This is a genomic window from Limnochorda sp. LNt (genome assembly GCF_035593265.1).
GTDB classification, from domain to species: Bacteria; Bacillota; Limnochordia; order Limnochordales; family Geochordaceae; genus Geochorda; species Geochorda subterranea.
In genome coordinates this window covers 2,911,681-2,923,466 of record NZ_CP141614.1, presented here as the reverse complement: position 1 = coordinate 2,923,466, position 11,786 = coordinate 2,911,681, and the positions used below count along the sequence as shown (strand labels likewise).

10 protein-coding genes and 2 pseudogenes are annotated in these 11,786 nt (G+C 67.7%); 2 read left to right on the top strand and 10 right to left on the bottom strand.

Translation table 11 applies throughout. The features are described from left to right. The first annotated feature begins 98 nt into the window (after positions 1-98). Both VLY81_RS14005 and VLY81_RS14000 read left to right on the top strand, forming a co-directional pair. A complete protein-coding gene (locus VLY81_RS14005) occupies positions 99-1,067 on the top strand; it encodes a DNA-methyltransferase (RefSeq protein ID WP_324668853.1) in 969 nt (322 codons plus the stop codon). Then, positions 1,030-1,734, top strand: a complete 705-nt coding sequence (locus tag VLY81_RS14000; protein WP_324668852.1) for a hypothetical protein — start codon at positions 1,030-1,032, stop codon at positions 1,732-1,734. The genes VLY81_RS14005 and VLY81_RS14000 overlap by 38 nt, the downstream gene beginning before the upstream one ends. A gap of 53 nt (positions 1,735-1,787) precedes the next feature. Here VLY81_RS14000 and VLY81_RS13995 read toward each other — a convergent pair. The 10 genes and pseudogenes from VLY81_RS13995 to VLY81_RS13950 form a co-directional block, all read right to left on the bottom strand. Next, positions 1,788-2,276 (bottom strand): annotated as a pseudogene (locus tag VLY81_RS13995) (class I fructose-bisphosphate aldolase); the annotation flags it as partial. A 24-nt stretch (positions 2,277-2,300) separates the two neighbouring features. Then, positions 2,301-2,666, bottom strand: a complete 366-nt coding sequence (locus VLY81_RS13990; protein ID WP_324668851.1) for a hypothetical protein — start codon at positions 2,664-2,666, stop codon at positions 2,301-2,303. A 136-nt stretch (positions 2,667-2,802) separates the two neighbouring features. Continuing rightward, positions 2,803-4,458, bottom strand: a pseudogene (locus VLY81_RS13985) (IS1634 family transposase). Between the two features lie 206 nt (positions 4,459-4,664). Beyond that, positions 4,665-5,810, bottom strand: coding sequence for a cupin domain-containing protein (locus VLY81_RS13980; protein ID WP_324668849.1), 1,146 nt, complete (start codon positions 5,808-5,810; stop codon positions 4,665-4,667). A 122-nt stretch (positions 5,811-5,932) separates the two neighbouring features. After that, a complete protein-coding gene (locus VLY81_RS13975) occupies positions 5,933-7,495 on the bottom strand; it encodes an FGGY-family carbohydrate kinase (protein ID WP_324668848.1) in 1,563 nt (520 codons plus the stop codon). Positions 7,496-7,846: 351 nt separating this feature from the next. Further along, positions 7,847-9,226: a radical SAM/SPASM domain-containing protein gene (locus VLY81_RS13970; RefSeq protein WP_324668847.1), complete on the bottom strand. Its 1,380-nt coding sequence runs from the start codon at positions 9,224-9,226 to the stop codon at positions 7,847-7,849. A 53-nt stretch (positions 9,227-9,279) separates the two neighbouring features. Continuing rightward, on the bottom strand, positions 9,280-9,609 hold the full coding sequence (locus VLY81_RS13965) for an ArsR/SmtB family transcription factor (RefSeq protein ID WP_324668846.1): 330 nt from the start codon (positions 9,607-9,609) through the stop codon (positions 9,280-9,282). Positions 9,610-10,037: 428 nt separating this feature from the next. Continuing rightward, entirely contained in the window at positions 10,038-10,220 is a 183-nt protein-coding gene (locus VLY81_RS13960) for a hypothetical protein (RefSeq protein ID WP_324668845.1), read from the bottom strand. A 195-nt stretch (positions 10,221-10,415) separates the two neighbouring features. Continuing rightward, on the bottom strand, positions 10,416-10,886 hold the full coding sequence (locus tag VLY81_RS13955; protein ID WP_324668844.1) for a DinB family protein: 471 nt from the start codon (positions 10,884-10,886) through the stop codon (positions 10,416-10,418). A gap of 153 nt (positions 10,887-11,039) precedes the next feature. After that, positions 11,040-11,783: an amino acid ABC transporter ATP-binding protein gene (locus VLY81_RS13950; RefSeq protein WP_324668843.1), complete on the bottom strand. Its 744-nt coding sequence runs from the start codon at positions 11,781-11,783 to the stop codon at positions 11,040-11,042. Between the last annotated feature and the right edge of the window lie 3 nt (positions 11,784-11,786).

Below are 11,786 nucleotides of genomic sequence, written 5' to 3'. Positions count from 1 at the left end.
AACCTCACCAACCTATCGCCAGGCGACCCCTGGTATTCGAGCGAGAAGTTGAGGGGCGTACGTGCGTCGCCCGACTTTTCGTAGGTAGCAGTGAGGCCATGAGGGAGCTCCATGACGACGAGGTCACGTTGACGGTGACCTCCCCTCCTTACTGGAATGCCATCGACTATGATCGACACTCCGTGGATCCGGACCAATCCTACCGGACCCGTTCGTATGCCAATGGCTATGATGACTACGAGAGCTACCTGGACTGGGCTACCCGGATATTCCGCGAGGTACATAGGGTTACGCGCCCAGGTGGGTATTTGGCGGTCGTCGTTGGCACCGTGTTGCTAAACGGACGGCACTACCCCGTTCCTTTCGACTTGGTAAGTCGGCTGACACGGGATGGCTGGTTGTTTCATCAGGACATCATATGGCATAAGACGACAGCTGGCGTGAAGCGGGCTGGGGTCTTCATCCAGCGCCCGTATCCTGGCTATTTCCACCCGAATATCATGACGGAGTACATCCTGATCTTCCGCAAGCCGGGAGATCCCATCTACAAGCACAGCCGAAACGGCTATTTTGAGGCCGGCCGAGTGGCTGTTGGGGCGCTTTTCACTAGAGAAATCGCCAACAATGTCTGGCACGTTGCGCCTGTTCCACCTGGGACCATTCAGCATCCATGTCCGTTTCCTGAGGACCTTGCCTTTCGCCTGATCCAGCTATACTCGTATCCAGGCGACGTCGTCCTGGATCCGTTTCTCGGGTCTGGGCAAACCTCAAAGGTAGCTTTGGCTCTCGGTCGCCACGCGGTCGGCTACGATATTGTTGACACATATGTGCATTACGCATATCGTCGCCTGACCGAGCCACTTGCCGTGAGGTCGGAGCAACTCGTCGCCCAGTTCGCTAAGGTGTCTCTGAACGCGCCGCTAGATGCGCTCGATAAGACAAGAAGGACTAGCCGAACACGTCACGGATCAGGCCTTGCCACTACGCCGAAGTCCGGTGCCATCCACAATGTGGGAGGGAGAGCGAAGGGTGCAAGGCAACAAGAAGAGTTATTCGAAGGAACGTGAAGGGTTTCAGCGTCTTCGGGACTACTTGGCGTCAGGCGAAAACGCTGTAATATTGGGGGAGTTTGAGAAGGCCATCGCGGAGGTGTTTGAGGAATATGATACGGCTTTGAGGGAGAACCGGTTTGTTGTAGGCGGAGTCATTGAGATCATTCTCGGGGCAGTGCTACGCGCGGCTGGTGTTAACGTCCGCCATAAGGGTGGCCTTGACACCGACTTTGATCTCTTGTTCGATGACGATGATAGTAGCGGTTATTCCGTCAAGGCCCTCCTTAAGAAGGGGCAAGGCACAAGGCTCGTTAATGTGATGGGGGGTAACACCCCTTCGATAGAGCGGTGGAAGGCAGCTACTCTCTTTCTGCTTTCGGAAGACGTGGGGATCGTATACGCAGACCCGGAGCTTCGGTGGTGGAAGGAACACGGGTGCGAGTGCCTCAAGCCGACGACAGACGCCCTACAGATATCACGTCGGTGCCTAGTTCGCTTTGCATCCGAACAGTCTGAGTGGGTCATCCCCTGCAAGCTGCCAACGGCGGACCGGCGTGGTACCAGGTCAGCACGAACCGCGTCTGCCGACACCGCATCACGCATCTTGATCCACTACCCACGGCTCTTTGAACACGTACCGGGGTTGCGTGTTGGGGAGGAGGTGCCCGGTCGCGACACATGAGGCCTCCTCCCCTCGACCGCGTGCCGGGGGCCAGAGGCCGGCACCCCCACCACCTACGCCGTCCTGCCGTGCACCACTTCGAGCAGCTGCGCCAGCACGCCCGCCGGGTCGTCGTGCTGCCAGACGTTGCGCCCGAAGACCAGCCCTGCCGCGCCGGCCCCTACCGCCTGGCGTGCCACCTCGACGACGTCCGCCGTGCTCCGGCTGCGCACGCCCCCCAGGATCATGACAGGCACCGGGCTCTCCTCGACGATGGAGCGGTACGCATCCGCCGGCGGCACGAACGGCACCTTGAGGATGTCAGCCCCCAGCTCTGCCGTGACTCGCGCCATGTGGGCGAGCTGCTCGACGGTGAGGGGCCTGGGCGCCCGGCCAGGGTAGGTCCACAGGGTGGGCTCCACCATCACGGGCATGCCCAGGCGTTGCGAAGACTCGACCGTGGCGGCGACGAAGGCCAGGTTGTCCGCGAACGCCTCGAGGCTCTCGTCACCGAAGATCAACAGCAGCTTGACCGCGTCGGCAGCCAGCGCCACGGCCTGCTCGAGCGACGCGAGGGCCCTGTGCTGCTAGCCGATGGCTGCTGAGTGTGGCATGGTCGACGTGATGTGCAGATTGAGGCCGACCACTACGGCCGGCCCTGCCCGCCTGGCCAGGCGAGGCGCGATGCGGGGCAGGATGCCTGCGTTGAGCAGCACGCCTTCGGGCTGCAGCGGCAGGAGGAGCTCCAGGGTCCTCTCCAGGTGCTCGAGCCCCTCCGGGCGCCCGAGGATGCCGTGATCCATCGCCACGATGACGCTGCGCCCCGACCTCGGGTTGAAGAGCCGGCTCATCCGCAAGAGCTTGCCCGCCTGAAGGGGCGGCCTGTACCGGGTCTCGGGCAGGGCGGCGGCAACTTGCCGGGTTGCCTGGTTGGACGATTGCGATGACTGCATGGGATCGCGGACTCCTTTCAAGCCAGGGCGCCGCTTCGGCTCGGGCTGGCGTTGAACAGCTCGTAGCGACAATTCAAGGTGACAAAGAGCGACATGACGGGATCTATAAGGGCTGAGGTGGACAAAGCGGTTGTATCTACGCCGTTTTTCGGGTGGGCGTCACAATCTTCAGGTAGTGGGGCGGTCGGTCGACCTTCAGGGCCTGAAACAGCGCCTTCTGCTCTTCGGTGAGGGGGCGGACCTGCCAGACCTCGCCGTGGGCGGTGGCGTGGCGGCCCACGTCGATGGGGGCGACCAGATCCCGCATCTGTCGCCAGGTCTGGCCCGTCTCGTTCTCGGCCACCCGGATCATGAGGAGGGCCAGCCAGCACAGCAGCACGTGGGACCGGATGCGGTCGTCGAGCCGGTGGTACATCGGCCGGACGTCGACCGTGTGCTTCAGGTCCCGGTGCACCCGTTCCACCTGCCAGAGTTGCTTGTAGCCGTAGACCAGGTCTTCGGCGGGCAAAAGTCGTCGGAGCTGCTGATCACGAACTTCCCGTCGAGGGCGGCTTCTCGGCGAACCTTGGCCGCGTCGATGACCAGTCGCGCGCCCACGTCTGGCGCAGGTAGCGGCCGAAGGTCTCGTGGGCCCGCAGCTCGCAGGCTGCCTTGGTATGCGCCTCGCCCTGCTTCTGTTTGAGCGCTTCGAGCCGCTGGCGAAGCTCGGCCAGGATGGACTCCCGCTTCTGGCGGTCCCGCTCGGCCTCCTCGGGGTTGCGGACGATGACGAAGCGCCGGCGGGCGGCGCTATCCCCTCCGACCACGACCTCCTTGATCTCCAGCCCGTCGGGAAGCCTGCGGTACTTGCCGCCCGGCGCAGCGCCTCCGCGGGCACCCCCTGGGGGCCCACCCGCAACTTCTCCCCGATGATGTAGTGATCGCCGGCGCCCTGCAGGATGCGGCGGTTCGCCTCGGAGTTGAAGCCCGTGTCCAACACCACGACCACCCGGTTGAGCTTCCAGCCGTTGAGATCCCGTTTGACCTCGGCCACGACGTTCTGGTCGCCGGTGTTGCCGGGCCAGACCCAGCAGCGGACCGGGATGCCGTCCCGGGTCACGGCCAAGCCGATGACCACCTGGGCCATCTTCGGATGATCATCGGCGCTGTGCCCCCAGCGGCGCAACCCGTCGGCGTCCTCGCCCTCAATTTCGAAGTACGCCGTCGTCGTATCGAAGAAGATGACGTCCACTTCGAGGTTGAAGAGGTTGGCCAGCGTCCAGAAGACCTCGCGCTGGATCGCCTCGGCAGCCTCCAGCAGAAAGTCCATGGCCCGGTAGAGCTGGTGGACTTCCACCGCGGGCAGCTGGTCGATGTAGACGTCCTGCGCCACCCACTTCTCGATGGCCAGCTTGCTGGACGGCGCCAGGGCCCGGTTGGCCACCATGGCGAAGAGGAGCCGCTCGATGGGGGTCTGGTAGTGGCGCGCTTTGAGCAGGCGCTGCAAGGTCTTCTGGATGCCCAGCCGCCGCCACAGCCCGTCCAAAAGCCACGTCCCGCCCAGCTTCAGGGAGCCCAGGTACCGAAAGGGCCACTCCATGCCGAGATCCTTCTGCAGTTGGGCCTGCTCGTCGGGGGGCAGGAACCGGGCGATGCTGCGCACCAGGCGGCGCAGCGCGTCCAGGTCGAGCTGGTCGACCCGGCCGAAGGTGTACAGCACCTGGGCCCGGGGCTGTCCAGTCTTGGGGTCCCGGACGTTATGGGCAAGCTGGGCGTATTGGATGCCCTTGGAAGTGACGGTGCGCACGTACATCGTGCCTACATCGTAACTCGTTTACCACGCTGTGTCAATAGCTACATCTTTTGTGGTTGTGTCTACGCGCATCCGCGTTTTTCTACGGGGAATGGCCCGCAAACCCGCTTCGCACCGTGCGGGTGGGGGCGGGTTGTGGCCACTTACTGTACAACGCCAGTCGGGGCCATCTGCGTCGGCGCCGCTCGTTCCTTCATCGTGTCTCGTCACGCCGCGAACGGGAAGACGGTGTAGACCCGCAGGGTCACCTCGCCGTCGTTTTCCAGCACGGCCTCGTGACCGGGGGTCACGAGGAACTCACTTCCGGCGTCCGTCCCCCGCACCCCGATGCGGCATCCGTTGAGCTGACCCTCGCCGCTCCACACGATGCCTGCCCAGGGTCTCGGATCGGCCGGGCGGACGTAGCGCCGGTGCGGCTCGATCTCGAGGCCCTCGCCGTAGAAGCGGTCGAAGAAGATCCGCAGCCGTCGGCCCCAGGGGCCCGATTCCAGCACCTGTGCCTTGCGGTGCAACCTCTCCTCGAAGCGGGGATCCACCGAAGTCTCCCAGTCGACGGCCTGCCGCAGGAACTCCTCCTCGTCGCGCAATCCCCTCAACATCATCCGCTGGCGCAACTCATCGAGCTCGGCGCCGCTGAGCCGGACGCCCAGTCTCCAGGCGGCGAAGTTGAAGTCGTCCTGGGGCAGTTGAATCTCGAACGTCGGCCACGGCCCCGGCGCATGGAGCGTGCCGGGCGGGATGGTCCAGCCCTCATAGGGACGCACTTCATAGGGGACGCCGAGCGCGTACATGGCGTCGCTTGAGCCAAACTGCCTCAATGCCGCCAGCACACTCTCCCGGGTGGTGCCTGGCTTGAGGCCGAGCCGCGAGATGACGCGGCCCAGGTCCCGGTGGTACGGCGGGACGTCCACGGGCAGGAAGAAGTACGCCTCCAGCTTGCCGGGTGGGCGGATGCGCCCGTCCACCACCTCGCCGGAGTGGACGTGGAAGGGGATCGGCGGCACCTCCGGCTCGACTTCGGCCTGCACTCCTTGCCCCGCCCCCGCCCCGGGCGACGCCCCGAAGCCGGGCACCACGGGCTCACCCCCGATGTCGAGTACCTTGGTCAGCGGCCAGCGCGCCAGGTACTCGCCGAACAGGACGTCCCCGGCGGCAGCCGCCGCCTCGTCGAGGGGTACCGGGTCGCCATCGTCCAGGACGAGGCGGGTCACGCCCTCGCCCGGCTCGGAAAGGTCGTTGCCCGCAGGCGTCATGGACATGATCCACCACTCGACGGGCACGTAGCCCCGATGGTCCTGGTAGCCAGGAGCGAACCGGCTGTTGTTGGCGATGATATCTCGCCCGGTGTACATGGATCGGCCTACCAAGGCCGGTTGGGAGAAGACCACGCCGCGCTGGCGCTCGAGAGTCCGCCGAAGTCGGCTCCTCAGGTCATCGACCACCGACAGGACACCCCCCGCAGGACAGTCTGTCGTCAGTCCGTCGCCAGCCCTTCGAGTCGGGCGTGCAGGCCGGCCAGCGTCGGATAGAGCTGCTCGTACAGCTCGTGGTAAGGGCGGTAGCGTTGCGTCATCTCGGGCCGGGGCGTCACCGTGCGGGAGACCCGCTGTACGTGGCGGGCGGCTTCGATCGGGTCGCTCCAGATGCCGGCTGCCACCCCGCCCAGGAGCGCGGCCCCCAGCGTCGTCGCCTCCTCGATGGCCGGCACCTCCAGCGGGAGCCCGCTTATGTCGGCCTTGAGCTGCAGCCACAGGTCGTTGCGGGCACCGCCCCCGATGGCCGCTACCCGGCGGGCGGGCGTGTCCGTCAGCTCGCCCAGCCGGCGGACGATGCGGGCGAACTCGTGGGCCAGCCCCTCCACGGCCGCCCGCACCATCTCGGCGCGCCGGTGGTAAGGGCGTAGCCCCACCCAGGCCCCCTTGGACGACCCGTCGGGCGGGACGACGGCTCCCCGCAGGTGCGGCAGGAAGAGCAGCCCTCGGCTCCCGGGCGGCGCCTGCTCGGCGAGGGCCATCAGCCGCCGGTAGACCCCGTCGGTGTCCTCGTCCGCCTGGCGAGCTGCCGCCTCCTCCTGTTCGCCCAGCGTCGCCCGCAGCCACTCCACGGTGCCGCCCGCTGCCTGCAGCGCCCCGACGGCGTAGTAGCGGTCCGGCACCACGTGGCATCCCACGGCGAAGCCCGATTCGAAGAGCTCCCGGCTGAACACCGGCCGATCCAGGACGACGATGATGGCCTCCGCCGTCCCCACGGAATCCAGCGCGTCTCCCGGCGCGACGATACCGCTGGCCAGGGCTCCGCACCAGTGGTCCTGGCCTCCTGCGGCCACCACGGCCGACTCCGGCAGCCCCGTGATCGCCGCCACCTCCCGGCGCAAGCGCCCGAGGGCCGTGCCGCTCGGCACTGCCGGCGGCAACAGCGACGGGTCGATGCCGGCCAGGCTCAGCAGGTAGTTGGACCACGTCCTGCGCCGGATGTCGAAGGCCATGGTGCGGCACGCCAGGGAGAAGTCCATCGCCTGCTCCCCGCTGAGTCGGAAGGCGACGTAGTCGGCCATGCAGAGCCAGCGGCGCGCCCGGGCGAAGAGCTCGGGGCGATGCTGGCGGATCCACATCATCTTGTTGATGGAGGCGATGTACTGGGGCGGAAACCCCGTCACCTCGTAGACCCGGTAGGGATCGACCCGTTGCCGCCAGAACCGCCCCTGCGGCTCGGTCCGGGGGTCGAACCACGCGATGGCGGGGTACAGCGGCCGGCCGGCTTCGTCGACGAGCACGCCGGCTTCGCCCATGGAGGTGACAGCCATGCCGGCCACGCGGCGGGCCCTCTCGGGTCCCAACTGGCGAGCCACCTCCTGCAACCCCTCGACGACGAACCCCCACACCTCCTCGGGGTCGTAGCAGGCCCTGCCGCCGGGCTCCTCGTGCACGATGACCGGGCGCCTGAAACGGGCAAGCTGCGTGCCGTTCTCATCGTAGGCGACCACCTTCCAGTTGGTGGTGCCGATGTCGATGCCGACGAGCACCGCTCGAGGATGCATCCCCTGGCTCTACCTCCTGACGCCGGGAGACCAACCGGTTGGCCACTTCGAACGTTGGAGACCGGAACCTCATCCGGAGCCCGGCAGGACGTGGCGGGCGAACGGGGTCAGGAGCAGCCCCGGCTTGAAACCGTGACAGCCAGTCTGGCAGCTTCGACGGGCCGCGGTGCATCCCCTGCGACTCGGGGAGGACGCGAGCGTGCTGGTCGGGGGCCTCCTGCTGGTCGTTATGCACGCCCCGCAGGCGCTTGCGGGAGCCAGCACGGCGGGCGCGGACGCCCTGCCGATGCTGCGGCGATTCGGAGGGCGGCCCGCCACTGGCAGGCCGCCCCCTGTGCGGTTGCCCGCACCTCAGTGCCCGGCTGTGACCAGATGCCGCTGCTTGTCCGCTTCGAGGTCCTCGGCCTCCAGCCGCGTTGCCGTCTCCCGCCAGGCTGCCGAGAGCCGGTCCAGGAAGGCCGCCCGCTCGCCCTCCAGCAGCCGCTGCGCGCCCTCGTGCGTGGGCCGGGCACCGCTCTCGGCCACCATCTCCCGGAGCGCCTCGGGCCGGTCGATGATGGGGCAGGGCGCGTAGTGGTTGGCATTGAACGGGATGCGCCGCTGATAGGCTGCGAACAGCGGGCTCTTGAGGGCTTCCACCAGCGAGCAGTCGTTGATGTTGTGCGTCGCGAAGTGGACGAACGCGCACGGTTCGACGTCCCCGGCCGGTGTGATGTGAGCGTAGAAGCGGCCGCCCGCGATGCACCCCTGGGTGAAGTGGCCGTCGTTCCAAAAGTCCGCGATGAACATCGGCCGGGTCCGCCGCAGCTCGTTGACCCGCCGCACGAGCCACGCCCGCTGCTCTGCCCTCAGCATCAGGGAGAGGTCGGCGTCGGGGCCGACGGGCACGTAGTGGAAGCTCCACAGGTATGCCGCGCCCTTCTCGATGAGGAAGTCGATGAAGGCGTCGGAGAAGAGGATGTCGACGTTGTGGCTGGTGACTGTGACGGAGGCGCCGAAGATGACGCCTCGCTCCCGGAGCCGGTCCATCGCGGCCACGACCTGGTCGAAGACCCCCGCGCCCCGGCGGGCGTCGGTCTGCTCCCGCCAGCCCTCCAGGCTGATGGCGGGGGAGAAGGAGCCGATGCGGGCCAGGCGGTCGGCGATGGCGTCGGTGATGAGCGTGCCGTTGGTGTAGGCCATGAAGCTAGCGTCGGGATGGCGCTCCACCACGTCGAGCAGGGGCTTGTAGGCGAACGGCTCCCCGCCCGACAGCACGAACCAGTAGATGCCGAGCTCTTTGGCCTCGTGCAGCAGGCGGTCGAACCGCTCCGGGCTCAGGCTGGGACCCCGCCGGTAACCACCGGCCCAGCAGCCCTTGCAGCGCAGGTTGCAGGCCGAGGTAGGGTCGATGAGGAGAAACGTCGGTACGTGGATGCCGTGGCGGCGGGCGGCTTCGCGGCGCTGGGCGGGGGCGAGGAGGAGCTGGTTGATGGCCCAGTTGGTGGCGACGCGCTTGACCATGGTGGGATTGGTCAGGATGCGCCGTGCATGCGCCTGCACGGCCGGGTCGCCGCTTACCCGGCGCCGGAACGCCTCGAAGCGCTGCCGGTGGCCTGGCTCGCGCACGAAGTGACCCACGACATCGAGAAGCCGCTCGGCTCGCGCGCCGGGGTCCGGCATCAGGTAGTCGACCGCGGCATCCACGGCCAGGGCCGCTGCCCGGCGCGCAACGGTGAGTCGGGCACCCATGGCTCTATCCCCTTCCAGGGCGTGCCCCGGATACGGCACCGGGGCCGCCTTTGTCACGTGCCCCAGATCCCGCCGCCGGTCAGCAGGGCGCGCACCCGCTCGATGTCGGCCAGGACCGCCTCGAGGCGATCCGCCACGATGCGGTAGAGCACGTGCCGGCCCCGTCGGCGGGCCGAGACGATGCTCAGCGCCCGCAGCAGTCGAAGCTGCTGGGATACGGCGTTGGGGGTAGCACCCAGCTCGCGGGCCAGCTCACCCACGGGAAGCTCGCGCCTGGCCAGCAGGCGCAGGATCCCGAGCCGGGTGGGGTCCGCCAGGACCTTGAAGTATTGGAGCGCCTCTTCGTTGAGGCGGCCCATTGCCTTGATTCTGTCTGATCTCAAAGGTGACGACCCTGCCCTGCCTGCACCTACGGAGAGGTGCCCCTTGCATCGACGGTGTTCAGCAAGAAGGCGCCGAAAGAGTACGGCGGCGCCGAAAGAGCGAAAACTAGTAGCACTACGATGATCATCTGATCATATGCTCATGGATTACCCTACGGGATGTTCGCTCGGCTGTCAACACCGGCGCTACCTGCTACGCACGGAACTGGAGGGCACGGCCCCGGCGGTTTTGTGCCTCCTGGATATCCGGCCGCCCCAGCGGGTCGAGGCGCTGTTTCCCAGCGAGCCCTCGTCGTGGCACGACCTTCGTGCCGTTCACGCAAACCCCGTCACGACAGGCAACTTGGAGGGGTCGGTGGCAATCCCCAGCCGGGCAAACTGCACGACCCGCCTCGCTTGCTGCGTTGCCTGGCTACCAGCACGAGCGCTCAACGAGGATGGACGCGCCGCGCCTTGATGGCCAGCAGCGGCGGGAAGAAGCTCCGCAGGTGCTCCCAGGAACCGGGCGGCGCCTCGGGGTCGCCCCGGTCGCCTTCGTGCAGGCCGAAGCGCCGGGCGGTCTCCCGGTCCCGCTCCAGCTGCTCAGGGGTCAGGTCAAAAAACCGAACCACATCACCCCGGCTGACCGGGCTATGGGGCCGAGCGAAGTCCGCCACACGCCTCTCGTACTCCGGCCAGCTCGGCTTCCGCGACGAGGCGTTGCAGCCGTTCTGGCGTCATCTCGACGGCTCCCGCCTCTCCACCTACCTCGCCTGTCCGCCGCCCAGTCTGCCACGTTGTCGCCGCCCCTCCCGGGCCACAGGCGACTAGATGATGTCCAGGTCCGGCACCTCGACCCCCAGCATGGCGAGGCGGGTGCAGACCTGCCCCTTGTGGTGGAAGTCGTGGGTGACCAGGTGCCAGGCGATGGTCTCCAGGGTGGCCTCGTACGGGTGGCCCCGGAGCTTGCGGGTCTCGGTGCGGGCCGACTCGTCCAGGCTGGCGAGCCACTCGACGGTGCGTGCCCGCACGGGGCGCCACACGGCCGCCAGCGCGTCGGGCGAGCCGAACCCGGACGGCTCCCACTCGCGCCGCGTCCCGCCCAGCACGACGCGGGCGATCCAGTGCTCCTCGGCCTCCATCATGTGCACCAGGATGCCCCGGATGCTGCGCACCTCTGGGTGGGGCTGCCAGGTCCACCAGCCGTCGGGCAACTCGCGGCAGAGCTCCAGCAGCTGAAACGGCCGCTCGCTCACCGCCTTCAGCACGAACTCGGGGATCAGGCCCACGGCGCTCATCCTCTCCAGGGCTCGCCGACCTGGGGGGCACTTCGTGGCCGGCAGCCCGAACACCTGGACGCCCCGCGCCCTCCCGGCAGCCCCTCATCGGCCCCCGTGGGCCGCCCTCTCGGCCGCTCGCCGGTCGCCGCGCGGGCGGACGCTCGTTCGCGCCTAGTGCTGCAGCACCTTGGACAGGAAGGCCCGGGTGCGCTCGTAGGCCGGAGCCGCGAAGAAACGCTCCGGCGGTGCCTCCTCCACGACCTGGCCGGCGTCCATGAAGACGATGCGGTCGGCCACCTCCCGGGCGAAGCCCATCTCGTGGGTCACCACCAGCATGGTCATGCCCGAGCGGGCCAGGTCCCGCATCACGTCCAGCACCTCCCGGATCATCTCCGGGTCCAGGGCGCTGGTGGGCTCGTCGAAGAGCATGATCCGGGGCTCCATGGCCAGCGCCCGGGCGATCGCGACCCGCTGCTGCTGGCCACCCGACAGTTGCCCGGGGTACTTGTGCGCCTGCTCGGCGATGCCCACCCGCTCGAGCAGCTGCATGGCCAGCACCTGCGCCTGCGGCCGGGGCATGTGCCGGACCCAGACCGGCCCCAGCGTCACGTTGTCGAGCACCGTCAGGTGGGGGAAGAGGTTGAACTGCTGGAACACCATCCCCACCTGGCGCCGGATGGCGCGAATGGCCCTGGGGTCGGCGTCGACGGCGATACCGTCGACCACCAGCCGCCCCCGCTGGAAGGGCTCGAGGGCGTTGATGGTGCGGATCAAGGTGGACTTGCCCGAGCCCGACGGCCCGCAGATGACCACCCGCTCGCCCCGCCGCACCCGCAGCGAGATGCCCCGCAGGACGTGGAAGCGGCCGAACCACTTGTGGAGATCCTCGCACTCGATGGCCCAGTCGCCCGCCACCGG

Excerpts from the sequence above, each read along its gene's own strand:
- VLY81_RS13970 (WP_324668847.1), bottom strand. The coding sequence starts at position 9,226 with ATGGGTGCCCGACTCACCGTTGCGCGCCGGGCAGCGGCCCTGGCCGTG.
- VLY81_RS14005 (WP_324668853.1), top strand. The coding sequence starts at position 99 with ATGAGGGAGCTCCATGACGACGAGGTCACGTTGACGGTGACCTCCCCT.
- VLY81_RS13975 (WP_324668848.1), bottom strand. The coding sequence starts at position 7,495 with ATGCATCCTCGAGCGGTGCTCGTCGGCATCGACATCGGCACCACCAAC.
- VLY81_RS13980 (WP_324668849.1), bottom strand. The coding sequence starts at position 5,810 with ATGTACACCGGGCGAGATATCATCGCCAACAACAGCCGGTTCGCTCCT.
- VLY81_RS13990 (WP_324668851.1), bottom strand. The coding sequence starts at position 2,666 with ATGCAGTCATCGCAATCGTCCAACCAGGCAACCCGGCAAGTTGCCGCC.
- VLY81_RS13955 (WP_324668844.1), bottom strand. The coding sequence starts at position 10,886 with ATGAGCGCCGTGGGCCTGATCCCCGAGTTCGTGCTGAAGGCGGTGAGC.